The sequence below is a fragment of the Rhizobium sp. S152 genome, assembly GCF_030380735.1.
Taxonomy (GTDB): Bacteria; Pseudomonadota; Alphaproteobacteria; order Rhizobiales; family Rhizobiaceae; genus Rhizobium.
On record NZ_JAUDRZ010000004.1, the window covers coordinates 360481 to 385840 of the forward strand.

Annotated in this window: 26 protein-coding genes, 1 pseudogene and 1 riboswitch; of the genes and pseudogenes, 17 read left to right on the forward strand and 10 right to left on the reverse strand. The window is 62.1% G+C overall.

Annotation, left to right across the window (positions count from 1 at the left end):
- The 3 genes from QTL95_RS08455 to QTL95_RS08465 all read left to right on the forward strand — a co-directional run bounded on the left by QTL95_RS08455 (position 1) and on the right by QTL95_RS08465 (position 4996).
- The gene (locus QTL95_RS08455) at positions 1-2313 is read left to right on the forward strand and encodes a methyl-accepting chemotaxis protein (protein ID WP_289719526.1); all 2313 of its coding nucleotides are present in this window, start codon (positions 1-3) and stop codon (positions 2311-2313) included.
- A 67-nt stretch (positions 2314-2380) separates the two neighbouring features.
- A riboswitch (Fluoride riboswitch) is annotated at positions 2381-2460 on the forward strand.
- A gap of 85 nt (positions 2461-2545) precedes the next feature.
- Positions 2546-3886 (forward strand): voltage-gated chloride channel family protein, encoded by a 1341-nt coding sequence (locus QTL95_RS08460; protein WP_289719527.1) that lies wholly within the window; start codon positions 2546-2548, stop codon positions 3884-3886.
- A 114-nt stretch (positions 3887-4000) separates the two neighbouring features.
- Positions 4001-4996 (forward strand): LLM class flavin-dependent oxidoreductase, encoded by a 996-nt coding sequence (locus tag QTL95_RS08465; RefSeq protein WP_289719528.1) that lies wholly within the window; start codon positions 4001-4003, stop codon positions 4994-4996.
- A gap of 25 nt (positions 4997-5021) precedes the next feature.
- Here the strand turns inward: QTL95_RS08465 and QTL95_RS08470 are convergent, their stop codons facing one another.
- From QTL95_RS08470 to QTL95_RS08480, 3 genes are all read right to left on the reverse strand, one after another.
- Positions 5022-5621 (reverse strand): SH3 domain-containing protein, encoded by a 600-nt coding sequence (locus QTL95_RS08470; protein WP_289719529.1) that lies wholly within the window; start codon positions 5619-5621, stop codon positions 5022-5024.
- A gap of 2 nt (positions 5622-5623) precedes the next feature.
- Positions 5624-6136, reverse strand: coding sequence for an invasion associated locus B family protein (locus QTL95_RS08475; RefSeq protein ID WP_289719530.1), 513 nt, complete (start codon positions 6134-6136; stop codon positions 5624-5626).
- Positions 6137-6364: 228 nt separating this feature from the next.
- Positions 6365-7111 (reverse strand): YebC/PmpR family DNA-binding transcriptional regulator, encoded by a 747-nt coding sequence (locus tag QTL95_RS08480; RefSeq protein ID WP_289719531.1) that lies wholly within the window; start codon positions 7109-7111, stop codon positions 6365-6367.
- 175 nt (positions 7112-7286) lie between these two features.
- Here QTL95_RS08480 and QTL95_RS08485 point away from each other — a divergent pair, with 175 nt between their 5' ends.
- From QTL95_RS08485 to QTL95_RS28560, 3 genes and pseudogenes are all read left to right on the forward strand, one after another.
- A complete protein-coding gene (locus QTL95_RS08485; RefSeq protein WP_289719532.1) occupies positions 7287-7790 on the forward strand; it encodes a pyridoxamine 5'-phosphate oxidase family protein in 504 nt (167 codons plus the stop codon).
- A gap of 136 nt (positions 7791-7926) precedes the next feature.
- On the forward strand, positions 7927-8187 hold the full coding sequence (locus QTL95_RS08490; protein ID WP_289719596.1) for a CopG family ribbon-helix-helix protein: 261 nt from the start codon (positions 7927-7929) through the stop codon (positions 8185-8187).
- Positions 8184-8527 (forward strand): annotated as a pseudogene (locus tag QTL95_RS28560) (type II toxin-antitoxin system RelE/ParE family toxin). The gene QTL95_RS08490 and the pseudogene QTL95_RS28560 overlap by 4 nt, the downstream one beginning before the upstream one ends.
- A gap of 9 nt (positions 8528-8536) precedes the next feature.
- Here the strand turns inward: QTL95_RS28560 and QTL95_RS08500 are convergent.
- The 7 genes from QTL95_RS08500 to QTL95_RS08530 all read right to left on the reverse strand — a co-directional run bounded on the left by QTL95_RS08500 (position 8537) and on the right by QTL95_RS08530 (position 14724).
- Entirely contained in the window at positions 8537-9376 is an 840-nt protein-coding gene (locus tag QTL95_RS08500; protein WP_289719534.1) for an MBL fold metallo-hydrolase, read from the reverse strand.
- Between the two features lie 114 nt (positions 9377-9490).
- A complete protein-coding gene (locus QTL95_RS08505) occupies positions 9491-10315 on the reverse strand; it encodes a TIGR00282 family metallophosphoesterase (RefSeq protein WP_037182615.1) in 825 nt (274 codons plus the stop codon).
- Positions 10316-10317: 2 nt separating this feature from the next.
- Positions 10318-10905, reverse strand: coding sequence for a 5-formyltetrahydrofolate cyclo-ligase (locus QTL95_RS08510; protein ID WP_289719535.1), 588 nt, complete (start codon positions 10903-10905; stop codon positions 10318-10320).
- An 87-nt stretch (positions 10906-10992) separates the two neighbouring features.
- On the reverse strand, positions 10993-11724 hold the full coding sequence (locus QTL95_RS08515; RefSeq protein WP_289719536.1) for a hypothetical protein: 732 nt from the start codon (positions 11722-11724) through the stop codon (positions 10993-10995).
- A gap of 39 nt (positions 11725-11763) precedes the next feature.
- Positions 11764-12672, reverse strand: coding sequence for an NAD-dependent epimerase/dehydratase family protein (locus QTL95_RS08520; RefSeq protein ID WP_289719537.1), 909 nt, complete (start codon positions 12670-12672; stop codon positions 11764-11766).
- Positions 12669-13487 carry a glycosyltransferase gene (locus tag QTL95_RS08525; protein WP_289719538.1) on the reverse strand — a complete coding sequence of 273 codons (819 nt, stop codon included), beginning with the start codon at positions 13485-13487 and terminating at the stop codon, positions 12669-12671. The genes QTL95_RS08520 and QTL95_RS08525 overlap by 4 nt, the downstream gene beginning before the upstream one ends.
- Before the next feature lie 16 nt (positions 13488-13503).
- A complete protein-coding gene (locus tag QTL95_RS08530; protein WP_289719539.1) occupies positions 13504-14724 on the reverse strand; it encodes an NAD-dependent epimerase/dehydratase family protein in 1221 nt (406 codons plus the stop codon).
- Positions 14725-14844: 120 nt separating this feature from the next.
- Here QTL95_RS08530 and ybgC point away from each other — a divergent pair, with 120 nt between their 5' ends.
- The 11 genes from ybgC to ftsH all read left to right on the forward strand — a co-directional run bounded on the left by ybgC (position 14845) and on the right by ftsH (position 25341).
- Positions 14845-15291 (forward strand): tol-pal system-associated acyl-CoA thioesterase, encoded by a 447-nt coding sequence (gene ybgC, locus QTL95_RS08535; protein WP_289719540.1) that lies wholly within the window; start codon positions 14845-14847, stop codon positions 15289-15291.
- A gap of 66 nt (positions 15292-15357) precedes the next feature.
- Positions 15358-15609: a type II toxin-antitoxin system Phd/YefM family antitoxin gene (locus QTL95_RS08540; protein ID WP_289719541.1), complete on the forward strand. Its 252-nt coding sequence runs from the start codon at positions 15358-15360 to the stop codon at positions 15607-15609.
- Positions 15606-16055 (forward strand): type II toxin-antitoxin system VapC family toxin, encoded by a 450-nt coding sequence (locus QTL95_RS08545; RefSeq protein WP_289719542.1) that lies wholly within the window; start codon positions 15606-15608, stop codon positions 16053-16055. The genes QTL95_RS08540 and QTL95_RS08545 overlap by 4 nt, the downstream gene beginning before the upstream one ends.
- A gap of 355 nt (positions 16056-16410) precedes the next feature.
- Positions 16411-17130, forward strand: coding sequence for a protein TolQ (gene tolQ, locus QTL95_RS08550; protein ID WP_289719543.1), 720 nt, complete (start codon positions 16411-16413; stop codon positions 17128-17130).
- A 29-nt stretch (positions 17131-17159) separates the two neighbouring features.
- A complete protein-coding gene (gene tolR / locus QTL95_RS08555) occupies positions 17160-17615 on the forward strand; it encodes a protein TolR (protein WP_037182590.1) in 456 nt (151 codons plus the stop codon).
- A gap of 8 nt (positions 17616-17623) precedes the next feature.
- A complete protein-coding gene (locus QTL95_RS08560; RefSeq protein ID WP_289719544.1) occupies positions 17624-18757 on the forward strand; it encodes a hypothetical protein in 1134 nt (377 codons plus the stop codon).
- Positions 18758-18779: 22 nt separating this feature from the next.
- Positions 18780-20090, forward strand: coding sequence for a Tol-Pal system beta propeller repeat protein TolB (tolB, locus tag QTL95_RS08565; protein ID WP_289719545.1), 1311 nt, complete (start codon positions 18780-18782; stop codon positions 20088-20090).
- Between the two features lie 156 nt (positions 20091-20246).
- A complete protein-coding gene (gene pal / locus QTL95_RS08570; protein WP_037182582.1) occupies positions 20247-20777 on the forward strand; it encodes a peptidoglycan-associated lipoprotein Pal in 531 nt (176 codons plus the stop codon).
- Between the two features lie 181 nt (positions 20778-20958).
- Positions 20959-21960 carry a tol-pal system protein YbgF gene (gene ybgF, locus QTL95_RS08575; protein WP_289719546.1) on the forward strand — a complete coding sequence of 334 codons (1002 nt, stop codon included), beginning with the start codon at positions 20959-20961 and terminating at the stop codon, positions 21958-21960.
- Positions 21961-21972: 12 nt separating this feature from the next.
- Complete coding sequence (tilS, locus tag QTL95_RS08580; RefSeq protein WP_289719547.1) at positions 21973-23310, forward strand: tRNA lysidine(34) synthetase TilS; 1338 nt, start codon at positions 21973-21975, stop codon at positions 23308-23310.
- 99 nt (positions 23311-23409) lie between these two features.
- Positions 23410-25341, forward strand: coding sequence for an ATP-dependent zinc metalloprotease FtsH (ftsH, locus tag QTL95_RS08585; RefSeq protein WP_037182578.1), 1932 nt, complete (start codon positions 23410-23412; stop codon positions 25339-25341).
- Positions 25342-25360 lie beyond the last annotated feature (19 nt).

Consider the following 25360-nt stretch of genomic DNA (forward strand, 5'->3'; position numbering starts at 1 on the left):
ATGACCAAGAGATTCCAGTCGCTGTCGTTCAAAGTGATCGCGACATTCATCCTGCTTACCGCACTTTCGATCGCCGTCATCAACGTATTGGCTTATTTCGCGAGCAGCCGTATCTCCGACGAACAGGCGCTTAAGGCCAAGGAAAGCGTCCTGATCTTTCGTGGCGACATGCTGCAGGATCAACTGGAACAACTGGAAAACCAGGCCAATTCGATCGCACGCATCGAGGCTTTGCAGATGTCGATCACCAGCCTGAAAAGCGGCTGGAAGACGATCGAAAAGACCTCCGGCGATGCGCGGGCAGAACTGAAGAAGGTCTTCGTCACCGACAATCCCAATCCGGCCGACCAGCGCGAAAAGCTGCTGAAGCCGGAGGCGCCGAGCGGCTTTTATTATTCCAATCACGAGAAAACACAGGGCGAAGTGGCCCGTGACCTCGAGAATACTGCCTTCAGCGACCTGCTGATCGCCGATCTCGATGGCAACATCATGTATTCCTACAAGAAGGGTGACGACTTCGCCGAGAATCTGAAGGCCGATGGCTGGAAGACGACCGGTGCCGGCGTCGCCTTCGCCAAAGCAGTCGAGAATACGGCTAAGGCAACCGACGATTTCGCTCCGACCGGCTTCTCGGGTCTCCGTGTCGATGCGACGAACGGCAAATCGGCGATCTTCTACGCGGTGCCGATCGTCAAGCTTGGGGCGCCGAAGGGCATCATTCTCTTCAAAGTCCGCGACGACATCATCAGCAGCATCCTGGCCAAGGGCATCGTTGCCGGCAGTACGGCGCAGGCCGCGGTCGTTTCCGAAGATGGCTCGGCAGTCTCGGTCAATGCGGCCGGGCAGCTCACCGCGCTTGATGCCGCGCCATTCACATTCGTCAAGGATGCCTTTGCCGGATCGGCGATGACGGTCGCGGATTTCTCCCGTGGCGATGGTGCTGCCCGCGCCTATGTCAGGGGTATCTCCTATTCGGGATCCCGCTTCCTTGTTGTCGAGAGCGTCCTGATCAGCGAGCTCAACGCCGGTTCGATCGAGCTCGCCACGTTGCTGACGATGATCGCGATCGGCGTTCTCGTCGTCATGGCGGCCGCCATCGGCGTTATCATGAAGTTGCTGTTCGCGCCGCTCGCCCGTCTGGCCGGCGTGACGCGCGATGTCGCGGACGGCAAGCTCGATGCCGAGATCGGCAGCCAGAATCGTGGCGACGAGATCGGGACCATGGCGAAAGCTCTAGCCCGCTTCAGGCAGTCGCTGATCGAAGGCCGCGAACTTGAAGCCGCGGGCGCGGAGACGCGGGCACAAGCCGAGCGCGAGCGGCAGCAGAATCTCGCCGAGCGCGAAAGCGAGGCGAGAACGCTGCAGCAGGTGGTCGAGGCGCTGGACGACGGCCTGCGCCACCTCGCAAGCGGCGATCTCGCCTATCAGATCGACACCCGTTTCCCTGGCGAACTGGAAGGCCTGCGGGTGAACTTCAATCAGGCGCTGGCGGCGCTCAGCGAGACGATGACCGCGATCGGCGGCAATTCCAATGCCGTGCGCGCCGGCTCCGAGGAAATGCGCGCCAGCGCGGACGAGCTTGCCGGCCGCACCGAGCGACAGGCGTCTTCGATCACCGAGACGGCGCATGCGATCGATGCGATCACCCAGTCGGTCCGCGTCCAGATCGAGCGCGCCGAACAGGCCGAGCGTATTGCCCGCGATACCAAGCGCGAGACGACCGGCTCCGCCCAGATCATGCGCGACGCAATCGATGCGATGGAGGCGATTCAGACGTCCTCGCGCCAGATCAATTCGATCATCACGGTCATCGACGGGATCGCCTTCCAGACCAACCTGCTGGCCCTGAATGCGGGGGTCGAGGCGGCGCGCGCGGGCGAAGCTGGCAAGGGCTTTGCGGTGGTCGCCATGGAGGTGCGAGAACTGGCGCAGCGTTCTTCGGGTGCTGCCAAGGAAATCGCCGATCTCCTGAAGAAATCCACACATGAAGTGGAGACCGGGGTTTCGCTGGTCGAGCGTGCCGGCGAGGCGCTGACGGGGATCGGCGGTCACGTCGAGGCGATCAACGGCCAGATCAGCGAGATCATGGAATCGACCCGAGAGGAAGCCGATACGCTGCGGCAGATCAATTCCGCAGTATCCGGGCTGGATCAGATGACGCAGCAGAACGCGGCAATGGTGGAAGAGACCACGGCGGCGATCCACCGCCTGGCCAACGAGGCCATGGAGATGGACCGGCAACTCGCGAACTTCACGCTGGCTGAGAACGACCGCCACGGCGCCGAAGTGCATCAGCTGCGCCGCCACGGATAAGATGGGGCGCCGGCCTCGGGCCGGCGCTTCCCGCGCTGTTGACAGGCGAAGGTCTGTTCGCCTATCCAATGTTCACGGTAATGGATTCTGCCGGACCAATAACGGTCGAACCGCTTCCCTGATGAAGCTGATGACTCCTACTCAACGCGCTGACGCGAAGGAGTAGAGTCGTGCCTGGAAATAAGTCACCCCTGTCTTGCCGTTTTGTGCCCTGCGCCGGAGGAAACTTCTGATGGGTTTCTCCGATGTTGTCGGTCTGCGCCTGCGGCAGGTCCGCGCCTTGTTGAAATGGGCGGCCGTCGTCACGCCGATGGCAATTGTGGCCGGTTCGCTCGTGGCCTTGTTTCTCTGGGCGCTCGATCAAGCCACCGCGCTCCGCTTCGACTATCCCTGGCTGATCTATCTAATGCCTGTCGCCGGTTTCGTGATGGTCTTCGTCTACGGTCGTTTCGGCGGCGCCGCCGAGGGCGGAAACAACCTTATCGTCGATCAGATCCACGAACCCGGCGGTGGTGTGCCCTTGCGGATGGCGCCGTTCATCCTGGTCTCGACGGTCGTCACGCATCTCGTTGGCGGCTCGGCAGGCCGTGAGGGCACCGCGGTGCAGATGGGCGGGAGCCTGGCGAGCTCCTTCGGGCGGATGTTCCGGTTGAGCCCGGCCGAGACGCGCATCCTCTTGATGGCCGGCATCGCTGCCGGCTTCGGCGCCGTGTTCGGCACGCCGATCGCGGGTGCGGTGTTCGCGCTCGAGGTGTTGACGATCGGCCGTATCCAGTATGAGGCCTTGCTGCCGGCGCTGCTCGCGGCGATCGTTGCCGACTGGACGTGCCATGCCTGGGACATCGAACATACCCAATATCACATCAGCTTTCTTGAAGGGGCTGCCGCGGGCTTTCACCTGCAGCCGATGCTGCTCCTCAAGATCGTCATCGCGGCCGTCGCCTTCGGGATCATGGCGCATCTCTTCGCGGAGGTGTCGCATCGGTTGTCGGCTCTACTGAAGGGCGCGATCGGCTACGCGCCGCTGCGTCCGGTATTGGCCGGCGCGGTGCTGCTGGTGCTGGTCTATCTGCTGGGCACACGTGAGTATCTGGGGCTCGGCGTCTGGTCGGCCAATCCCGGCGATGCGACCATCGTCGGCTTCTTCCAGCCCGGCCATGTCGATTACTGGAGCTGGTTCTGGAAAGCGCTGTTTACGGTCGTGACCCTGAGTGCCGGCTTCAAGGGCGGCGAGGTGACGCCGCTGTTCTTTATCGGCTCGGCACTCGGAAGCGCGCTGGCCGGCGTGCTCGGCGCGCCTGCTGATCTCTTCGCAGCGCTGGGCTTCGTCGCGGTGTTCGCGGGCGCGACCAACACGCCGCTCGCCTGCCTGATCATGGGCATGGAACTGTTCGGCACGACGCATGCGGTCTATCTCGCCGTCGCCTGTTTCGTCTCCTATCTCTTCAGCGGCCATTCCAGCATCTATCTGGCGCAACGCATCGGCGTGCCGAAGACGATTGCCAGCGATCTCCGTGAAGGCGTGGCGGTGCGCCATCTTCGCGAGCGTCGGTCGCCCGATCCGGCCGAGTAGCCTGCCGGCAGTGCAAGCCATCGGGCATGGTGTCGATTTTCGGTCACTGCCCTTTGGTCCGCCGATCCGAGCACCTACATAGACGTCTCATTCCAATCACCGACAGGCTGCGCCATGGTTCCCTTTTCCATCCTCGATCTCTCACCCGTTGCCGAGGGCAGCACGATCCGTCAGTCGCTGGAGGGTTCGGCGCGAATGGCGCAGAAGGCCGAGGAGTTCGGCTACAAGCGCTTCTGGCTGGCCGAGCACCACGGGATGCCTGGGATCGCGAGTGCTGCGACCTCGATCGTGATCGCGCATGTCGGCGCGGCCACGAAGCGGATCCGGATCGGGTCCGGCGGCATCATGCTGCCGAACCATTCGCCGCTCGTCATCGCCGAGCAGTTCGGAACGCTGGAAGCGCTGTTTCCCGGTCGTGTCGATCTCGGGCTCGGGCGGGCTCCCGGCACCGACATGCGCACGGCGCAGGCGTTGCGTCGCAATCTGGATGCCAGCAACTTCCCGAACGATGTGGTCGAACTGCAGCAGCTTCTCGGCGCTCCGATCGAAAACCAGGCGATCCTCGCCGTCCCGGGCATGAACACCAATGTGCCGATCTGGTTGCTAGGCTCCAGTCTCTACAGCGCCCAGCTTGCGGGCATGCTGGGGCTTCCCTACGCGTTTGCCTCGCACTTCGCGCCGGATTCGCTGCTCGACGCGCTCGATATCTATCGCGACCGTTTCCAGCCTTCGGCGGTGCTCGACAAGCCCTATGCCATGGTCGGCGTGATGGGGTCGGTGGCGGAGACCGACGAGGAGGCGCAGTATCACTTCACGTCCGCCCAGCAGCAGTTCGTCAACCTGCGACGCAATGTGCGCGGACAGTTCCCGCGGCCGGTGAAGGACATGGAGAGCTTCTGGTCGCCGATGGAGAAGATGACGGTGGAGCATACGTTGCGCTATGCCGTGGTCGGCTCGCAGCGGGCGGCGGAGGCCAAGCTCGGCGCGTTCATCAAGGATACCGGCGCCGACGAGGTGATCATCTCCATGCCGATCCACGATATCGAGGCGCGGCTGAAATCGGTCGAACTGTTCGCCGGCCTTGGCAATTTCATGCGCGTTGCCGCATAGGCGGCCGTTGCGCGAGGATGGGGATCTACTTGATCGTTTCGGTCGGGTAGACGCCCCATAGCGCTGATTGCCTGATGAAGCCGTCGACCTGGTGATTGGTAACCTCGACATTGCACCATGCGCCATCGCAGGAGCGGATGCCGAGCCTGACGCGGGCGCCCAGCATGGCCAACGCTCTGGCCGAGCTCGCCGGTTCCGTTCGCAAAGCAACCGGCGATGCGATCCACGGGCCGATCAGCGCGGTGCGCTTGCTTGATAGCAAAGCTCGGTGCATCCAGCCAGAGATGCCGTCGCTGTCCCGGACCTGACGCCAATTTCCATATTCGGCGGTGATCTCGAAGGGTAGGCCCGTGACCTTGTAGATCCACTCCGTACCGTAGTCGGTCGAAGGGCCGACGCGCATGCGCGCCTCCCTCGATCTCAGCGAAACGAAACGCGGTACCGGCAGCCCGGTCTCGCGGCCCTTGGCCTGGCTGACGAGTATTGCCTGCGGCTGCACCGGATTGGCCGACAGCGGCGCGGCGAAAAGGACGAGGGCTGTTGCCAGAGCGCTGAGGCACGCCTGACTTTTCCAGCCGGTCAGGGAATGACGACCGTTGGTCCGGGTATGCGAGGAGTGTCGCATCCTCAGTCGCAGCTGCTCATGCGCTTCAGGGCGGCGGTGACACCGCTCAGCGAGTAGGTGTAGCTGGTGGCCGTTCCGCGCTTGGAGACTGCCTCGAGTTTCAGATCGGCACCCGAACGCATGGCGTTGATGAAGGCTGGCTCGCGCGCTTCCTCCGCCAGCCAGGCCGACTTGTCCTTCACGAACATCAAGAACTTGTTGTCGCCGATGGTGACGTTGATACGCGACCCGGCCTTGAGCTCGTAGCCCATGATCGCCTGTGGCTCCAGGCCGGCGCCCTTGGTGCTGCCGACGATGAAGAAGTTGCTGCCGTGGTCGACGGATGCCGGCTGCTGCGTCTTCGGAATGGTCAGCACATAGCAGGATTTGCTGCCGCCGGACTGGTAGGAACAGACGCCCCAGTCGTCGAACTGCTTGACGATGGTCGGCTGCGCGTGGGCCGCGAGCGTGCCGAGAAGCAGGAACGAGAGGGAGAGGGAGAGGGAGAGGGAGAGGGAGAGGGTGGTTCTTTTCATGGCATGTTTCCCCGCCTTTTGTGTGAAGGAGGCTGGCCCTGAAACAGACCGGCTCAATGAATCCGGGGCATTGAAGTTCGACGGGGTTAGCGGAGTCTTAATTCGGTTCACCGGATCACGGACGTGTTACCGATCCATCGGATGATGTGACAATGCCGACCGATCTATCCACAGGCACAAAAAAACCGGCCGCGTTTCCGGGCCGGTTTTAGCGATGGTTCGCGAAGATCAGGCCGAGAGTTTGGCCAGGACTTCTTCGGAGACTTCGAAGTTCGAATAGACGTTCTGGACGTCGTCATCATCTTCGAGGCTGTCGATCAGCTTCAGCAGCGACTGGGCGCGTTCCTCGTCGACAGGCACGTTGTTCTGGGCGCGCCAGACGGCCTTGACGGTTTCGGCTTCGCCGAGCGAGGCTTCCAGCGCCTTGGCGACTTCGCCGAGGGCTTCGAAACCGCAGGTGATGTAGTGGCCGTCTTCGTCGGTCTCGACGTCGTCGGCGCCGGCTTCGATCGCCGCTTCCATCATCTTATCGGCATCGCCGGCCGAGAGCTTGTAGGTGATCTCGCCGACATGATCGAAGGAGAAGGAAACCGAGCCGGTTTCGCCCAATGCGCCGCCGGCCTTGGTGAAGATCGAGCGGACGTTGGAGGCGGTGCGGTTGCGGTTGTCGGTCAGGGCTTCGACGATGATCGCGGTGCCGCCCGGGCCGTAGCCTTCGTAGCGCACTTCATCGTAGTTCTCGCCGTCAGCACCGGCAGCCTTCTTGATGGCGCGGTCGATGTTGTCCTTCGGCATGGACTGTGCCTTGGCGTTCTGGATCGCCAGGCGCAGGCGGGCGTTCATCGACGGGTCGGGCAGACCGGCCTTGGCGGCAACGGTGATTTCGCGCGCGAGCTTCGAGAACATTTTCGACCGCACGGCATCCTGACGGCCCTTGCGATGCATGATGTTTTTAAACTGTGAATGGCCAGCCATGGCACCCCTGTTCACGTCTCATTGTTCGGAATGGGCCGCCTTATAAGAGCGAAACGGGCTGCGTTCAAGGGAAAACGGCTATCGGCGCGGCCAGTATTGGGCTTGCGGAAATGACGGAACAAACGAGGGGGGCTGGCGTTCTCAAGCACGAGAGATCGAGAAGGAAGGAAGTTCTATGGCTAGTTTCAACGAGGCACAAGAACAGCCGGCACGCCAGCTGTGGGATCAGGTCAACGACATCCATGCCGGCATGCTCGGCATCGATGGCATGAACATGCACATGCAGCCGATGGCGCCGCATGCGGACCCGAAGACCAACACGATCTGGTTCTACACCAAGTCTGATGCGGATATCACGCGATCGATCAAGGCCGGTGCCCGGGCCCATTTCTGCGTGGTCGGCAAGAACCATGATTATCACGCTTGCCTCGCCGGCATGATCGAGGTGCGGCCGGATGTCTCGAAAATCGACGAGTACTGGAGTTCCATCGTCGCCGCCTGGTATGAAGACGGGAAGAAGGACCCGAAGCTGACGATGCTGGCGCTGCATGTCGACGACGCCGACATCTGGGTCTCGACCGGCAGCAAACTGAAATTCGGATGGGAGATCGCCAAGGCGAACCTGGACGACGAGAAAATGCCCGACGTCGGCATCAAGCAGCATCTGCAGTTCGCCTGAGCCTTTTACGGCTGGGGACATAGGCCCGGGGGCGTGAGCTCTCGGGTCTTTTCTGTTTTATGGGTCGGGCTCTATCATGGATTTGACCGTGCGGCCTCATTCTCATATCATTGTATTACAAATGGAGGTAAAAGCGATGTCGGATCGTGAGCTTTCAGACCCTATCACCATGCGGTTGCCACTCGATGTCCTGGCGGAAATCGAGGAAATTGCCGGTATTTGCGATCGCAGCAGAAGCTGGGTTTTCGTGCGGGCGTTGAAGTCCTACCTCGTGGCAGAAGGCCGAGAAATCATCGAGCTGGAGCGGGCGCGCAGGGAGGTTGATGCTGGTCTAGGGCATGACCTTGACGATGTGGTCGATGAGGTCGATGCGATCGTGAAGGGTGCCGTTGCGTGAAGGTCACCCTCTCGCCGAAGGCCAGAGAGTATGTAACATCCGAAACGCGTTATCTTAAATCCAAGAGTACTGGCGCCGCGCAAGCCTTGCCGATGAACTCAAGCGGCTGCGCCGGGAACTCGCCGATTTTCCTCGTATGGGGCGAAGCTCGGAGGAACTGCCCACCCCGCGCGCCTTGCGGTTCGTGATGGGCGCCTATCTTGTGGATTATGAAATCAGGGCTGACGAGATTGTCATCTTCGCAGTCCGTCACGGTCGCGAGCGACCGCCGGGAGTGACGCTTGAGGATGACTTCGACATTGAGGAGCTTGCAGACCGTGACGCGCCTGAGGTGCCGTGACAGCTGTAGCTACTGCATCCCCCGCGCCACATAAATCTGCGGCTTCTTCGGCAGCGTTCGCAGCGACACGTCGATGCTATCCGTCGGCGCGTAGACGATGTCGAAGTCGGGGCCGAACATCGAGAGGAAGCTTGCCAGCGGTCTTGGCTGGTGCATCGGCAGGATCAGCGAGGAGCGCAGGCGCTTGATGATGCGGCTCATGCTGTCGGCGCCCATGGTGAGACCGCCGTCGACGGGAACCATGACGATGTCGAGCCGGCCGATTTCCGTATAGTGAGCGTCGGTCAGTTCGTAATGCAAGTGGCCGAGATGGCCGATGCAGAGGCCGGCGACCTCGAAGATGAAGATCGAGTTGCCGTCCTGCTGCGGCGCGCCGAAGCCGCCGCGGATGTCGGTGGTGACGTTGCGGATGTAGGTGTCGCCAACCACCATGTCGACCTTGGGTTTCTCGCCGGGCACGTCGCTCCAGCCGTGCAGCACATACTTGATCGCCGGGTCGGGCGCAGACGTATAGTGCGAGGAGTGAGCGCGGTTCATCGTCGCCACCATGGGCATGCGTGGCGGTGTGTACCAGCCACTGTAATCGGTAGCGATGCTGACGCCGCCGGGTGTTTCGATGAGAAAGGTCGAGTGGCCGATATAGGTGAGCTTGACGGTCTCGTCGGTCGCCGCCGTCTTTAGAACCGGAGCCCGCCCGGAAAAACTGGCGAATGTCGCCTTGGGAATGGATTGGGCGATGGCCTGGCACTGGCTGACGTTTCGGCGTGCTTGCTGCGCCTGCGCGCGTTCGGCGATGAGCCAGCCCGGCATCAGGCCAATCATTGCGAAGACAAGAAAATGCAGCTTCATGCCACGTCCCCCGGTGCGTTCACCGGCGGCAAGGATGCGGCAAGGGTTTGTGACGGTCCAGACGAAATCCGGACGCGCTGCTCACAATTATGTCATGGCGCCGGATTGCCCGGTTTAGCGCCAGAATTCCGGGATGGTTTCCGACAGTCGCGGGCCGAGACGCAGCGGTGCGATCTTTTCGGCAAGACCCGTCGCATCCGAGATCTCCACGCCGACGCCGCAGATGGTGGCGGGGCCGGTGGCGGCCTCCATGCGGCCTTTCGGCATCTTGGAGATGAAGCGGTTGAGCGGCTCTTCCTTGTCCATGCCGAGCGAACTGTCGTAGTCGCCGCACATGCCGGCATCGGAGAGATAGGCGGTGCCGCCGTTCAGGATCTGGTGGTCGGCGGTGGGCACATGGGTATGGGTGCCAACGACGAAGGAGGCGCGGCCATCAACGAAATGGCCGAAACACTGCTTCTCGCTGGTGGCTTCCGCGTGGAAGTCGAAGATGATCGCATCGGCCTGCTCCTTTAGCGGGCAGGCGGCAAGGATGGCCTCGGCCGACTTGAAGGGGTCGTCGAGTTCCGGGTGCATGAAGACGCGGCCCATGACGTTGGCCACCAGAACGCGGGCGCCGTTGCGGGCGTAGAAGATGCCCGAGCCGCGGCCGGGCGTGCCCTGCGGATAATTGGCTGGGCGCAAAAATTGGTCGTGACGACCGGCAAAGGCGACGGCTTCCTTCTGGTCCCAGACGTGGTTGCCTGTCGTGACGACATCGGCGCCGGCATTGATGGTCTCGAGAAAGATGTCCTCGGTGATGCCGAAGCCGCCAGCGGCGTTCTCGCCGTTGACGACGACGAAATCGAGCTTCAGGTCCGATATCAGGCCGGGGAGGCGATCCCACACCGCCGTGCGTCCCGTCTTGCCGACCATGTCACCCAAAAAAAGCAGTCGCATTGCTATCCAATCCAAGAGGCAAAAAAGCGCAGGCCGCTTTCTGTCAGGATGGCATCCAGGCTTACATCGTGCGGCTCGTCGGGCACATGTGCCACTTCCTGGCAGTCGAATGCAATGCCGATGAGTTTCGGATGCATGCCTTTTTGCTTCAGGCGATCGATCGCGCGGTCGTAATGGCCGGCGCCGTAGCCGATCCGGTGGCCGCGCTTGTCGAAGACGGAGAGCGGGACGAGCAGGATCTCGGGATCGAGGATCGGGGCGTCTGGCCCTGGACCGGAGGTGCCGAAACCGGTGGATACGAGAGGTGCGCCGCGCACGAGTTCGCGAAAGACGATGGTCTGGCGGTCGAGGATGGCGGGCACGCAGAGCCGCGCGCCGCGCGCCTGAAATCGCGCCATCAGCGGGCGAAGGTCGGCCTCGGAGCGGATCGGCAGGAAGCCTGAGATGATCGTGCCGGGATCAAACGCAATGGCTTCGCCGGCATGCTCGGCCATGGCGAGGCTCATCTCGATCCGCGCTTCCTCAGGGATGGCATCGCGAAGCGCCAGCCGTTCGGCGCGCAGTTGTGCCTTCAATTCTCTCGATGTCATGCCGTTCATCACCTTGCCTTCGGCCAAACCATAAAGGGCCGACCGTTCTTTGCAACGTGGGAATGCGGCATCCGATGGCCCGGAAGATCAGATGGTGAGGCTCGTCGGGATCGGCGCGGCTGCCGTTTGCGCGGAAAGCGGAGCCGCAGCACCGTTCGAATTGCGGCCCGCCCGCAGGTCGCGCATTGCCTTGTCCATGACCTGGCGGACTTCCTGCAGGAGTTCCTGGAACTGGCGAAGCATGTCGCGGTCGTCGGCGGAGATACCCTGCGACGCCTGCTTACCGTCGTCCATCACGCTTTGGTAGGCGTTCCGCGCTACCGTCGCATCATCCGTATCCTCGCTGGTGTCGGCGCTTGCGTCTGCTGTCGAGGTGTTTGCGTCTTCTGTCGCGGTTTCATTCGTGGCGGCAGCCGTCGTATTGGTGCCGCCGGTGGCCGCAGCGGTCGCGGTTGCATCCGTTGACGTCGCGGGCGCGACGTTGCCGGCGCTCAAGGCGACCGCGGATGCGAATTCGGCGGCGGCGGCGCCGATCTTGTGGGCGAGTTCGGCTGCAAGGCGCGCCACGACTTCGGGCGGGTAGCTGCCGCTTTTCAGCATCTGCAGTTCCTGCTTGGCTTCCTCCAGCTTGCGCGCGGCACGCTCCTTGGCGGCCTCGGCCGATGTCGTCATCTGCTCGCGCAACGTCTCCAGGGCCTTGGTCGAGTTCTGCAGCAGGCGCAGCCGCGCCGTCCCCGCATTGTCTGTCGACGTGTTCAGGCTACTCGCGGTGTAGGTGCCGCGCAGAATGTTGAATGCCGAGCTTGCGATCGCCTGCATGGGATCCTCCAGGATTGCGCATGGAGGGATTTTGCAACGTCAGGCTTGCCCCGACCTTTTGGCCAAGCCGGCAATGGCAAGCGCGTGGATCGTCTCCTGGAACAGCGGCATGCCGCCAGGTGTCCAGCCAAGCGCCTGGATCTTTGCCGTATCCATCGGCGTCAGCTGCGATTTGTCTGATGCGAGCGGCAATCGGTTGGCGCAGTCGCGTTCCCAGCGCACCGGCTCCAGAATGTCCCAGGTGTCGAGCGCGACGTCGGAGACGTTGAAGACCTCGCCCGATATGCGCGCGGTCTCGGCTTCCAGCATCAGGCGCACAGCCTGGCCGACATCGCGGCCGTGTACCTCTGTTCCGGCGCGCGACGGTAGCGGCCGGCCGGTCATGTAGTCGTCGATCAACCTGTCCCACTTGTTGGGGCTGAGGTCACCGTAGACGCCTGTGAGGCGCAGGCTCGCGGTAGCAAATCCCGGCGCTGCCAGATGCGCGATGCCGCGCTCGGCGTCGAGCTTTACCTGGCCGTACAGCGTCTCGGGCTTTTCCGGCATGGTTTCGCTGAGCACGGTGCCGGGCGGATGCTCGCCGTAGGCGGCGCGGCTGGAGATGAAGATCGCACGGCGGGTGCCGGCGCGCTTGGCAGCTTCGAAGAGCCTGATGGTGCCGTCGAGATTGAGGCGGCTGAAGGTTTCTGGATCGTCGCCTTCACCGCCGCGATATTTGCCAGGCAGGTGATGAAAGGCGGCGTGAACGAAGAAATAGGCGTCGTCGAAGGCTTCTATGTGGTCGCGCGCGGGATCGAGCGACAGCGGCGCGAAATCGACGGGGCGGGAAAAGGCGCGTGGCAGCGGCGCATGCCTGCCGCCGATGATCACGGAATAGCCGGCATCAAGCAGTTCCTCGACGATGTAGCGGCCGACGAGGCCCGTCCCGCCCGATACCAGTACCTTCATGCCGCCTCTTCCGGATTGGCCATCGCCGCGATATCCGGCACGTCATCGCCGGAATAGAATGCATGCCACAGGTCGATCAGAGGCCGCAATTTGGCGGCCTTGGGATGATTCGGCTCCCACGGCTTTTCGTACTGGTAGTGCAGGACGGAAATGCTCTTCCAGTCCCAAAGATCGGGCATGGTGAACCATACATACTGCAGCATGTTGAAATAGACAGGCAGGCCGTGCCAATCCGGGAAGAAGCTTTCCAGAAAAGTCTGATCCGTGCGTTTCCAGAACACATCCGGTTGGTCGAGCCGCTCCAGCATGCGCCGGAACGTATCAGCCGACGGCCTAGCGACGAAAACGCCGGAGTTCATGCGATGGAAATCGGCAAGCGTCTCGTAGACATTCGGCGCAGCCGAGAACTCCGGATAGGCGAATAGCCGGTCAATGTTGCGCAGCACGACCGTATCGGCATCGAGGAAGACGCAGCTTTCGTATTCTGTCAGTTCCCAGAGCCGCAGCTTGCAGAAATTGTCGAGCGGTGAGTGGAACTCCGGCTTGCGTCCCTTGGTGAAGGGGGCTGCCGCGTGCAGCCTCCTGCGGGCATGGCGCTCGTTGAAGGCATCCGACAACGGCAGGTGATGGACGGCTACGAGGCGGCAGTCGAGATCGAGTAGCGGCTGCAGGGCGGGCAGTTCGACGCCGCCGGTGTGGAGAACGACGATGTCGGCGGCCGTCTTCGTCAGTCTCAGCGAGCGGACAAGCGCCGTGGCGCCCATCGCGTAATCGGCATTGGTGACAAGCGTGACGTAGGCGTGAGGGGAGGGCATGGCCGCGACAAGTCCCTCACGAAACCGATTTCAGCCGCTTGCCCTCTGGATCGTGGTTGATCATGGGGGCGATGTCCCGGGTCCAAGCCGAGACGGCCGGGACGCGGTTGCGGTCGACGCGATAGGCGAATTTCTTCGCGACATCGACGATCTCGCTCATCAGTCCCGTTTTCAGCGTGATGGGATCGAGGCCGAGCTTCAGGAACTTTTCGTTCTTCACGATCAGCTCGTTTTCCGGCGCTTCCTTGCGGGGATTGGGCAACCAGGCGATCTCGGCTCCTGATATCTTCGAGATCATTTCGGCCAGATCGCGGACGCGATGGGTTTCCGTCATCTGGTTGAAGATTTCGACGCGGGCGCCGCGGGCCGGCGGGTTTTTCAGCGCCAGCTCGATGCAGCGGACGGAATCCTGGATGTGGATGAAGGCGCGGGTCTGGCCGCCGGTGCCGTGGACGGTCAGCGGGTAGCCGATCGCTGCCTGGATGAGGAAACGGTTCAAGACCGTGCCGTAGTCGCCGTCATAATCGAAACGGTTCACCAGTTGCTCGTGCCGTCGCGTCTGTTCGGTATGGGTGCCCCAGACGATGCCCTGGTGAAGGTCGGTGATTCTCACACCATCGTTCTTGGCGTAGAAATGGAAGAGCGTCTGATCCAGGCACTTCGTCATATGGTAGATCGAGCCGGGATTGGCCGGGTAGAGGATTTCCTGGCTGACTGTTTCGCCTGAGGTCGTCTCGATGCCGACGGGCAGGTAGCCCTCGGGGATGGCGGCGCCGACGGTGGAATAGCCATAGACGCCCATGGTGCCGAGATGGATGAGGTGCGCATCGAGCTGCAGCTCGACGAGCGCATTCAAGAGGTTGTGCGTGGCGTTGATGTTGTTGTTGACGGTGTAGTTCTTGTGCCGGTCGCTCTTCATCGAATAGGGCGCGGCGCGCTGCTCGGCGAAATGGATGATGGCGTCGGGCCGGTTCTCGGCGAGCCATTTCTTCAGGAGCTCGTAGTCCTTGGCGAGATCGATCAGATTGAAATGGATGCGGCGGCCGGTCTCGGCGTGCCAGATGCGGGTGCGCTCCTGGATCGAATCCATTGGTGTCAGCGATTGCACGCCGAGTTCGGTATCGATCCAGCGCCTTGAGAGGTTGTCGAGGATGTGGATCTCGTGTCCGACGTCAGAGAGATGCAGTGATGTTGGCCAGCCGATAAATCCATCCCCGCCCATCACTGCTATCTTCATGGCGTCATCTCCTGCTCGCGTGCGTATCTCCGAGGATTACTTAGGAACCGTGACAATTGTTCAATGCTTGCAAGGCGGAATGTCTTCGGCCAAAGAGGGCGCTTGACCTTGGAGACTGTGATGGCGGATAGCGTTTTTTCGATTTCGGGTGAGCTCACGGAAGCCGGCCACCGGCTGCTGCAGCGCGTCTACTACGAGGACACCGATTTTTCCGGCCTCGTCTACCACGCCCGCTACCTTCACTTCCTCGAGCGCGGACGCACCGACTACCTGCGCTGCCTCGGCGTCGAGCAGCGGGAACTGATCAGTGCCGACGAGGAGGGACTGGTCTTCGTCGTCCACCGCATGGAGATCGATTTCAAGTCGCCGGCGCGCATGGACGATATCCTGACCGTGACCACCCGCACCGAAAAGGCCGGTGGCGCAAAGATGGTGCTGACGCAGGAGATCCGCCGTGACGAGACGCTTTTGATCGCCGCCAAGGTCATCATCGCCGTCATCAATGCCAGCGGCCGGCCGCGGCGCCTGCCGGAGGGGCTGGCGAAGCAGATGATGATCGAGGTGTGAGGCGCGTTCGTTGAATTTTCGCAAGCGAACTGCTATGTAGTCACATGTGGTCACAGCGAGGCTTTCATGACGACAGTTACACTTCGCGATGCAAAGGCAACCTTCTCCTCGCTGGTCGATGAGGCGATGAGCGGCGAGTTCGTGACGATTACGCGTCACGGCAAGCCGGTGGCGGCCATCGTTTCGCTTGAGGCCGCGGAAGAAGCGAAGAAGGCACTCAACAAATCCAGATCCGATTTCGGTGACTATCTGATGTCGTTTCCGGGTGGCCTGGATCTTGAGCGCAATGAATCTCCGATGCGAGACATCGACCTTTGAGCGGCTACCTGCTCGACACCAATGTCATTTCGATGTTCGCGCCGGACAAGCAACCAGTCTCCCTGCCATTGCAGGAATGGATACGCCAGGAGAGCGCCAATGATGCGCTTTATATCTCGGCCATCACGGCAGGCGAAATTCAACGGGGCATCAGCAAGCTCGCGCGCAAGGGCTCCACTGAAAAGGCGAGGAAACTGACGCAGTGGCTTTCCGGGCTCGTTGCGCAGTTCGACAGCCGGATACTTCCCGTCGATGCGGCAGTCGCGATGGCCGCGGGCTCGATCGAGGAGGACGCGGAAAGCCGGGGCCAACGGCCCGGGCTGGCAGACGTCCTGATTGCCGCGACGGCATCGACGAACGATCTGACCGTCGTGACGCTGAACATACGGCATTTCGCGCCATTGGGCGTTCCATTCATGTCGCCCGAGGACATAGCTGCCTTGTGAAAACGCCCCTTGCAAAAACATGACTTTCGTGTGAAGGAATTGCCGCGCGCAAGATGAGCGCTGTTTTGGTCATCGAAGTTAGCTCTGACCAAGTAATCCAAGGGATAATTATTCCGGCTTGACGCGCCGTCATCGTCCGATGCTAACCAACTATTAACGATAATAGTGTCTTACTCGGATTGTCAGAGTTTGTGCGGTGCACGCCTTCCTTTGACCAAATTTGACGGCAAGGAAGGCGGATAGAGCTTGGAAGCTTGACCAGGGCTTTGGGCGGCGGCCGCCAGACACTTCTTGCGAGATCACTTTGTGCCGCCCGGTCAAGTGCCGGGCGTTTGGATTCGGGGATTTTGGATCAATGGAACAAGTAGGATTGGCAGCGGCTCACACGGACGTCAGTCTCTGGTCGCTCTTCATGCAGGCGGGTCTCGTCGTCAAACTGGTCATGCTCGGGCTTATCGCGGCCTCGGTCTGGACCTGGGCGATCGTCATCGACAAATATCTGGCCTTCGGCCGCGCGCGGCGCCAGTTCGACAAGTTCGAGCAGGTGTTCTGGTCGGGCCAGTCGCTGGAAGAGCTCTACCGCTCGCTGTCGGAACGCAACAACACCGGCCTTGCCTCGATCTTCGTCGCCGCCATGCGCGAGTGGAAGAAGTCCTTCGAGCGCGGCGCTCGTTCGCCGATCGGCCTGCAGATGCGTATCGATCGCGCCATGGACGTCACGCTTGCCCGTGAATCCGAATATCTCTCGGCCCGCCTCGGCTCGCTGGCGACGATCGGTTCCGCCGGTCCGTTCATCGGTTTGTTCGGCACGGTCGTCGGTATCATGACCTCGTTCCAGGCGATCGCCGGTTCGAAGTCCACCAACCTCGCGGTCGTGGCACCCGGTATCGCCGAAGCGCTGCTCGCCACCGCGATCGGCCTTGTCGCCGCTATCCCGGCGGTTATCGCATACAACAAGTTCTCCGCTGACGCCGGCAAGCTCTCGGGTCGCATGGAAGGCTTCGCGGACGAATTCTCCGCCATCCTTTCGCGCCAAATTGACGAGAAGCTGCAGCCGCGCCAGGCCGCGCAGTAATCGACGGAAACGGAGTAGACGATATGGGTATGGGTGCTCCAAGCGGTGGCGGAGGCGGCGGTGGAAACCGGCGTCGTCGTCGCGGCGGCCATCGAGGCGGTGCGATCTCCGAAATCAACGTGACGCCGCTCGTCGACGTCATGCTGGTGCTTCTGATCATCTTCATGGTCGCCGCACCGATGATGACCGTCGGCGTGCCGATCGACCTGCCGGAAACGCAGGCCAAGGCGCTGAATTCCGAAACGCAGCCGATCACGATCTCCGTCAAGAACGACGGCGAAGTGTTCCTGCAGGAGACGCCGATCCCGGTCGAGGAAATCGCGGCCAAGCTCGAGGCGATCGCCACCACCGGCTACAATGAACGCATCTTCGTTCGCGGCGACGCGACCTCGCCTTACGGCGTGATCGCCGACGTCATGGCGCGCATCCAGGGTGCGGGCTTCAAGAACATCGGTCTCGTCACGCAAGAGAAGAAGGGCCCGTAGTAGACCCTATGAAGGCCAGTATCGTCTCATCTGCTGCTCTGCACTGTGCACTGCTCGCCTGGGCGCTGATTTCGATCGGCTCCCCGGAGCAGTTCAAGGTGGAAGATTTCGAAGCGATGCCGGTCGACCTCGTCCCTGTTGAAGAAATGACGCAGATGCAACAGGGCGACAAGACGGCCAAGCCGAGCGAAAAGCCGGCCCCCAAGCCGACGACCAAGCCGACCAATGTGGCCAATGCCGAGAACATGGGCGAGAACAAGGTCGACCTGAAGACGCCGCCGATCCCGAACGCCAAGCCCAACAACAACGAGTCGGCCGCGGCCCCCAAGGCATCCGAAAAGCCGCTTCCCGAGAATGATCCCGTGCCCAACGAGGTGAAGGAGATCATGAAGGAGGACACGGTGGTCGAGCCCAGCCAGGTGGCGTCGATCACGCCGCCGAAGCCGGAAATCCAGCCGACTCCGACGCCCCCCAAGGCCGAGGAAAAACCGCAGGACATGCCCGAACCGCCGAAGCCGGACGCCGAAGCGCTGCCGGACAAGGTGCCGACTCCAGTCGTGAAGCCCCAGCCGAAGCCTCCGGAACAGAAGCCGGCCGAAAAGCCGCCTGAGAAGAAGACCGAAGACAAAGCGCAGAACGACGAGAAGCCTTCGGACAAGAAGAAATCCGACAAGAAGCAGGAAAAGGCCAAGGCCTCGTCCTCTCAGAAGAGCGATTTCAACGCCGACGACATCGCGGCCCTGCTCAACAAGCAGGATCCGTCGAACGGCGGCGCCAAGAGCTCGCAGGAAGTGGCCTCGCTCGGCGCCAAGAAGGCAACCGGCGGTTCCAAGCTGTCGATGAGCGAGATGGATGCGCTGCGCAGTGCGATCGCCGGCAACTGGTCGGTTATTCCGGGCATGGAAGGCGCCAGCGAAGTCCGCATCAAGGTGCACATGAAGCTTGATCCCGATGGCAATATCATCGGCTCGCCCGAAGTCGAAGCGATCGGCGGCACGAACGAGGCAACGCGCATAGCACTCACCAGCGGCGCCAAGCGCGCGGTGATGAAGTCGGCGCCGTTCACGACCCTTCCGAAAGACAAATACGACGCTTGGGGCGAAGTCATCGTCAATTTCGACCCCAGCGATCTAGCCCTTTAAAATGCTGAAAGGCTTGTCCTCTATGTCCAAGTGTTCTCTTTTCCGCAGCCTTATGGTTGCGGTCGGCATGATAGCAACCGCCGTGATCGCGACGCCCGCGAACGCGCTCGTTGAAATCAACATCAACAAGGGCAATGTCGAGCCCCTACCGATCGCCGTCACCGATTTCCTTCAGGGAGACATGGGTGCGCAGGTATCGCAGGTGATCGCGGCCGACCTCCAGCGCTCGGGCCTGTTCAAGCCGATCGCCAAGAACGCCTTCATCGAGAAGATCTCCAACCCCGATGCCGCTCCGCGCTTCGAGGACTGGAAGGTCATCAACGCGCAGGCGCTGGTCACCGGTCGCGTCACGCAGGAGGCCGACGGCCGTCTGCGCGCCGAGTTCCGTCTTTGGGACACGTTCGCCGGCAGCCAGATGACCGGCCAGCAGTTCTACACGCAGCCGGAAAACTGGCGCCGCGTCGCCCACATCATCGCCGATGCGATCTACAAGCAGATCACCGGTGAAGAAGGCTACTTCGATACGCGCGTCGTCTTCGTGTCTGAATCCGGCACCAAGCAGCAGCGCAAGCGCCAGCTGGCGATCATGGACCAGGACGGTTTCAATGTGCGCATGCTGACCAACGGCAGCGACCTCGTGCTGACGCCGCGCTTCTCGCCGAACCGGCAGGAAGTCACCTACATGTCCTTCGCCAACCAGCAGCCGCGCGTCTACCTGCTGCAGCTGGAGACCGGACAGCGCGAGGTGGTCGGCAACTTCCCGGGCATGACGTTCTCGCCGCGCTTCTCGCCTGACGGCCAGAAAGTGGTGATGAGCCTGCAGCAGGAAGGCAACGCCAACATCTACACGATGGACCTGCGTTCGCGCACGACGACCCGCCTGACGTCCACGGCCGCCATCGACACTTCGCCGTCCTATTCGCCTGATGGCAGCCAGATCGTGTTCGAAAGCGACCGTGGCGGACGCCAGCAGCTCTACAAGATGAGCGCCGATGGTTCCGGCCAGACGCGTATCTCCTTCGGCGACGGTTCCTACTCCACGCCGGTCTGGTCTCCGCGTGGCGATCTCATCGCCTTCACCAAACAGTCGGGCGGCAAGTTCTCGATCGGCGTGATGAAGCCGGATGGTTCGGGCGAGCGCATCCTGACCACGGGCTTCCACAATGAAGGCCCGACCTGGGCACCGAACGGTCGCGTCATCATGTTCTTCCGCCAGGCGGCGGGTGCAGGTGGCCCGCAGCTCTATTCGATCGATCTGAGCGGCTATAACGAGCAGATGATCAAGACCCCCGCATACGCTTCGGACCCGGCCTGGTCGCCGCTTCTGGAGTAGGGAAGTCCACAAGCCTGCCTTCTTGTCGCCTCAAAAATCTACGAATGGGGCGACAGAGGGCCAAATCAACCATTCGTTAACCATAGTTCTTGAAAGCCGATTAACCGAGAACGGTTACAGTCCGGCAACCTTAATCAAGTCGCAAGGAGACCGGCCATGAGCCGAATTCATACCCCGGCAATGAGCCGCATGCAGAACTTCGCCCGCAACCCGGTCATGATCGCGCTCGTCGCCGGTCTGGCACTCGCCGGCTGCGCCAACAAGAAGAACATGGCCAACAGCGCCGGTGACTTAGGCCTCGGCGCCGGCGCCGCAACGCCGGGTTCGGCCCAGGACTTCACCGTCAACGTTGGCGACCGCATCTTCTTCGACACCGACAGCACCTCGATCCGTGCGGACGCCCAGCAGACGCTCGACCGTCAGGCTCAGTGGCTTGCCCGTTATCCGAAGTATGCAATCACCGTCGAAGGCCATGCCGACGAACGCGGCACGCGCGAATACAACCTCGCTCTCGGCGCACGCCGTGCGGCTGCCGCCAAGGACTACCTCGCTTCGCGCGGCGTTCCGGCCCAGCGCATGAAGACGATCTCCTACGGCAAGGAACGTCCGGTCGCCGTTTGCGACGACATCTCCTGCTGGTCGCAGAACCGCCGCGCCGTTACCGTTCTCGGCGGCGCCGGCATGTAATTGCCGATCCGGCAGCGAATTTGCCGGGTTTTATTACAAATTGGAAAGGCGGCTCCATCGCGGGCCGCCTTTTCTTTTTGAACACACTTTGGCCGAACTCCGTTGCTTTTTGAAAGCAATTGGAAAAATCTCCTGTTCGTGCCATCGAGGTGCGAAGAATCACTGGGACAGGACGAACCATATGAAGAAATTTGTCGTGGCGGGCATGCTCTGCCTCGCAACGGTGGCCGGGGCGGGCCAATCGGCGAACGCGACGTCGCTATTCGGCTGGCATCTCGGCAACAAGGCCACAAGCCAGCCGCAGCAGCAGGCACCCATCGTCAACGTGCAGGCAGGCGGCGCGGAAGTGCGCATCCAGCAGCTCGAGGACCAGCTGCGCCAGCTGAACGGCCGTATCGAGGAGATGAGCTTCCAGCTTCTGCAGATGCAGGAAACCATCCGCAAGGCCCAGGAAGACAATGAATTCCGCTTCCAGGAGCTTGAAAAGGGCGGCGGCGGCGGCAGCGCCGGCGCGTCGAAGCCGATGAAGAAGAGCGAGGCCACGCCTCCGGCATCATCCGGTCAGTCGGGCGGAGACGATGTCGCCCGTGTGATCCAAGCACCGCAGGGAGCCGAAACGGCTCCCACTCCCGACGTGCCTTCGAACGAAGGCCTCGGCCAGCCGCCGCAGCAGCTCGGCTCGGTGGAGTTCGACCAGAACGGAAATCCGATCGGTGGATCGGTCAACGAGAATGCCAGCCGCGGCTCCGCCCCGCTTCCCGGCGTCGATGCCGGCAGTTCGTCGCAGACGGCTTCCCTCGGCAGCGAGGCCGACCAGTACAAGGCGGCCTACGGCCATGTGCTCTCCGGCGACTACTCGACCGCGCAGCAGGAATTCACGCAGTATATCGCCCAGTATCCGAGCAGCGCACGCGCCGCCGATGCCAACTTCTGGCTTGGCGAGGCCTATTACTCGCAGGGAAAATACAACGAAGCCGCCAAGACGTTCCTGAACGCGCACCAGAAGTACGGCAGCTCGGAGAAGGCGCCTGAGATGCTTCTGAAGCTCGGCATGTCGCTTGCCGCGCTCGACAATACGGATACGGCCTGTGCCACGCTCAAGGAAGTCACGAAGCGCTATCCCAAGGCTTCGCGTGCTGTCATAAGCAAGGTCGCCAGCGAGCAGAAGCGCCTGGCCTGCTAAGGTCTTCCGGTCTTGCGCCCGGACGGCATTCTCTCTCTTGAGACGGCGACGCGTCGCTTTCTCCTTTCGCTCGGCCAGCCCACGCGCATTCTCGTCGCGATCTCCGGCGGCAGCGATTCAACCGGCCTGCTTGTCGCGCTATCCGATGCGCTGAAGGCCGAACCTCATCTCGAGATTTCTCTTTGCGCCGCAACCATCGATCACGCATTGCGTCCTCAATCGGCGGATGAAGCGCGCGCGGTCGCCGCTTTGTGTGCAACCTTTTCCCTTGCACATGTCACCAAGGTCTGGCGCGGCGAAAAGCCCAAGGCCGGGATCATGGCGGCTGCCCGCGACGCGCGCTACGCGCTTCTGGCCGAGGCGGCCCGGGAGTTCGGCGCTGACATTATCGTGACCGCCCATACGCTCGATGATCAGCGCGAGACATTCGCGATGCGCGGGTTGCGCTCGGCCGCCAATGTCACCGGCATCTCGGATGCGGTGCTGTTCGATCGGCGCATCTGGGTCGCGCGGCCGCTGCTGCTTTCGCTGCGGGCGGATATTCGCGTCATGCTTGACCAGCGTGGCGTCGGCTGGTCCGACGATCCGAGCAACGAGGATCCGAAATACGAGCGGGTGCGAACGCGCCAGTCTCTGGCGGGGGAGGGCGTCTCGGTCGACGAGATCGAGGCAATGACGGCGGCGCGGCAGGCACTGGATGAAGACGCCGCGGCATGGCTCGACGCGCATGTGCGCGTACACGGCGGCATGTTGGCGCAGGTGGATACTGCCGGGCTTACGGCGGACCGATCCCTGCTCGCCCACGGGCTGGCGCGGCTGGCGGCGGTGCTTGGGGGGCAGGCTTTTGCGCTTGGTTCGAAGGCGATGGCCGGGGTTCTCGATTTTCTTGCAGCGGGCAGGCCGGGTCGCGTGACCGCGGGGCGGGTGGTGTTCGATCTGAGGCGGGACGGGCTTTTTCTGGCGCGCGAGAGCCGCGGCATGCTGCCGCTGACGATTGCGGCCGGCGCGCGCGGCGTCTGGGACGGGCGATATGCCATTGAAAACCGGACCGGGAGTGAAGTCGTCGTGTCCGCGCAGGGGGCAGGTGGAGACACGGCTGAGGTGCTGCCGGACCACACACGCCTGCTGAAAAGCGCTGTCGCCCGGGCGCTTGCGGCGCAACCGCGCATCGTCTCGATCGAGGCTTCGGACGATCGCGGAAACCAGATTGAGATCGCGCCTTATTTCGCGCCCTTCGACCGTTTTTTGACACGATTGGACGTCAAGTTCGCGGCCAGCCTCGCGGCAGCCTTTGGAACACGCCCCTATCCAAAACCGCCTTTAGGTCTTATTGACGGAAAAACCATCTAACTGATGGGTTTGCCTTGGCAACCGCCGGACGCAATCCTATGTTAGAAGCCAAATAAAGACGGTCGCCATGAGGCGGTCGTTCCAGTGCTGGGGAGTTCGATGAACCCTAACTTACGTAATTTCGCCTTGTGGGCAATCATAGCGCTTTTGCTGATTGCCCTCTTCAGTATGTTCCAGACGTCGCCGGCGCAGACCAGCTCCCGCGATATCCCTTATTCGCAGTTCCTGCGTGAAGTGGATGCGGGCCGCGTCAAGGAAGTCGTCGTCACGGGTAACCGCGTCTCCGGCAGCTATGTTGAAAATGGCACCACCTTCCAAACCTATACGCCTGTGGTCGACGACAACCTGCTCGATCGCCTGCAGAGCAAGAACGTCCTGGTTTCGGCTCGTCCCGAAACCGACGGTTCTTCCGGTTTCCTGAGCTATCTCGGCACGCTGCTGCCGATGCTTCTCATCCTCGGCGTCTGGCTGTTCTTCATGCGGCAGATGCAGGGTGGGTCGCGTGGCGCGATGGGCTTCGGCAAGTCCAAGGCGAAGCTTTTGACCGAAGCGCATGGCCGCGTCACCTTCGACGACGTCGCCGGCGTGGACGAAGCCAAGCAGGACCTCGAGGAGATCGTCGAATTCCTCCGCGATCCGCAGAAGTTCCAGCGTCTCGGCGGCAAGATCCCGCGCGGCGTGCTGCTGGTCGGCCCTCCCGGCACCGGCAAGACGCTGCTCGCCCGCTCCGTTGCAGGCGAAGCCAATGTTCCGTTCTTCACGATCTCGGGTTCCGACTTCGTTGAAATGTTCGTCGGTGTCGGCGCGAGCCGCGTCCGCGACATGTTCGAGCAGGCCAAGAAGAACGCGCCTTGCATCATCTTCATCGACGAAATCGACGCCGTCGGCCGCCATCGTGGCGCCGGTCTCGGCGGCGGTAACGACGAACGCGAGCAGACGCTGAACCAGCTGCTGGTCGAGATGGACGGCTTCGAAGCGAACGAAGGCATCATCCTGATCGCGGCCACCAACCGTCCCGACGTTCTCGATCCGGCGCTGCTGCGTCCGGGCCGTTTCGACCGTCAGGTCGTCGTTCCGAACCCCGATATCGTCGGTCGCGAGCGTATCCTCAAGGTTCACGCCCGCAACGTGCCGCTGGCGCCGAATGTCGATCTCAAGGTTCTGGCCCGCGGCACGCCCGGTTTCTCCGGTGCCGATCTGATGAACCTCGTCAACGAAGCAGCCCTCATGGCCGCGCGTCGCAACAAACGCGTCGTCACCATGCAGGAATTCGAAGACGCCAAGGACAAGATCATGATGGGCGCGGAACGCCGTTCGTCCGCCATGACCGAAGCTGAAAAGAAGCTGACCGCCTACCACGAAGCCGGCCACGCCATCACGGCGCTGCAGGTTCCGGTGGCCGATCCGCTGCACAAGGCAACGATCATTCCGCGCGGCCGTGCACTCGGCATGGTCATGCAGCTTCCCGAGGGCGACCGCTACTCGATGAGCTACAAGTGGATGGTCTCGCGCCTCGTAATCATGATGGGTGGCCGCGTCGCGGAAGAGCTGACCTTCGGCAAGGAGAACATCACCTCGGGTGCGTCCTCCGACATCGAGCAGGCCACCAAGCTTGCCCGTGCCATGGTCACGCAGTGGGGCTTCTCCGACGTGCTCGGCCAGGTCGCTTATGGTGAGAACCAGCAGGAAGTGTTCCTGGGTCACTCGGTCTCGCAGTCGAAGAACGTCTCGGAATCGACCGCGCAAAAGATCGATACCGAAGTGCGCCGCCTGATCGACGAAGCCTATACGGAGGCGCGCCGCATCCTCACCGACCATCACGATGCCTTCGTGGCGATCGCGGAAGGTCTGCTCGAATACGAGACGCTGACCGGGGACGAGATCAAGGCGCTGATTCGTGGTGAGAAGCCTTCGCGCGATCTCGGCGACGATTCAACCCCGACGCGCGGCTCCGCCGTGCCGAAGGCCGGCACCCGTCCGGCTTCCAAGGGCGACGAAGCCGAGGGCGGCCTGGAGCCGCAGCCGCATTAATCTCCTTAAGGAGTAAGCA

Coding starts and splice junctions, on each gene's coding strand:
- QTL95_RS08455 (WP_289719526.1), top strand. CDS start 1: ATGACCAAGAGATTCCAGTCGCTGTCGTTCAAAGTGATCGCGACATTC.
- QTL95_RS08460 (WP_289719527.1), top strand. CDS start 2,546: ATGGGTTTCTCCGATGTTGTCGGTCTGCGCCTGCGGCAGGTCCGCGCC.
- QTL95_RS08465 (WP_289719528.1), top strand. CDS start 4,001: ATGGTTCCCTTTTCCATCCTCGATCTCTCACCCGTTGCCGAGGGCAGC.
- QTL95_RS08470 (WP_289719529.1), bottom strand. CDS start 5,621: ATGCGACACTCCTCGCATACCCGGACCAACGGTCGTCATTCCCTGACC.
- QTL95_RS08475 (WP_289719530.1), bottom strand. CDS start 6,136: ATGAAAAGAACCACCCTCTCCCTCTCCCTCTCCCTCTCCCTCTCCCTC.
- QTL95_RS08480 (WP_289719531.1), bottom strand. CDS start 7,111: ATGGCTGGCCATTCACAGTTTAAAAACATCATGCATCGCAAGGGCCGT.
- QTL95_RS08485 (WP_289719532.1), top strand. CDS start 7,287: ATGGCTAGTTTCAACGAGGCACAAGAACAGCCGGCACGCCAGCTGTGG.
- QTL95_RS08490 (WP_289719596.1), top strand. CDS start 7,927: ATGTCGGATCGTGAGCTTTCAGACCCTATCACCATGCGGTTGCCACTC.
- QTL95_RS08500 (WP_289719534.1), bottom strand. CDS start 9,376: ATGAAGCTGCATTTTCTTGTCTTCGCAATGATTGGCCTGATGCCGGGC.
- QTL95_RS08505 (WP_037182615.1), bottom strand. CDS start 10,315: ATGCGACTGCTTTTTTTGGGTGACATGGTCGGCAAGACGGGACGCACG.
- QTL95_RS08510 (WP_289719535.1), bottom strand. CDS start 10,905: ATGACATCGAGAGAATTGAAGGCACAACTGCGCGCCGAACGGCTGGCG.
- QTL95_RS08515 (WP_289719536.1), bottom strand. CDS start 11,724: ATGCAGGCGATCGCAAGCTCGGCATTCAACATTCTGCGCGGCACCTAC.
- QTL95_RS08520 (WP_289719537.1), bottom strand. CDS start 12,672: ATGAAGGTACTGGTATCGGGCGGGACGGGCCTCGTCGGCCGCTACATC.
- QTL95_RS08525 (WP_289719538.1), bottom strand. CDS start 13,487: ATGCCCTCCCCTCACGCCTACGTCACGCTTGTCACCAATGCCGATTAC.
- QTL95_RS08530 (WP_289719539.1), bottom strand. CDS start 14,724: ATGAAGATAGCAGTGATGGGCGGGGATGGATTTATCGGCTGGCCAACA.
- ybgC (WP_289719540.1), top strand. CDS start 14,845: ATGGCGGATAGCGTTTTTTCGATTTCGGGTGAGCTCACGGAAGCCGGC.
- QTL95_RS08540 (WP_289719541.1), top strand. CDS start 15,358: ATGACGACAGTTACACTTCGCGATGCAAAGGCAACCTTCTCCTCGCTG.
- tolQ (WP_289719543.1), top strand. CDS start 16,411: ATGGAACAAGTAGGATTGGCAGCGGCTCACACGGACGTCAGTCTCTGG.
- tolR (WP_037182590.1), top strand. CDS start 17,160: ATGGGTGCTCCAAGCGGTGGCGGAGGCGGCGGTGGAAACCGGCGTCGT.
- QTL95_RS08560 (WP_289719544.1), top strand. CDS start 17,624: ATGAAGGCCAGTATCGTCTCATCTGCTGCTCTGCACTGTGCACTGCTC.
- tolB (WP_289719545.1), top strand. CDS start 18,780: ATGTCCAAGTGTTCTCTTTTCCGCAGCCTTATGGTTGCGGTCGGCATG.
- pal (WP_037182582.1), top strand. CDS start 20,247: ATGAGCCGAATTCATACCCCGGCAATGAGCCGCATGCAGAACTTCGCC.
- ybgF (WP_289719546.1), top strand. CDS start 20,959: ATGAAGAAATTTGTCGTGGCGGGCATGCTCTGCCTCGCAACGGTGGCC.
- ftsH (WP_037182578.1), top strand. CDS start 23,410: ATGAACCCTAACTTACGTAATTTCGCCTTGTGGGCAATCATAGCGCTT.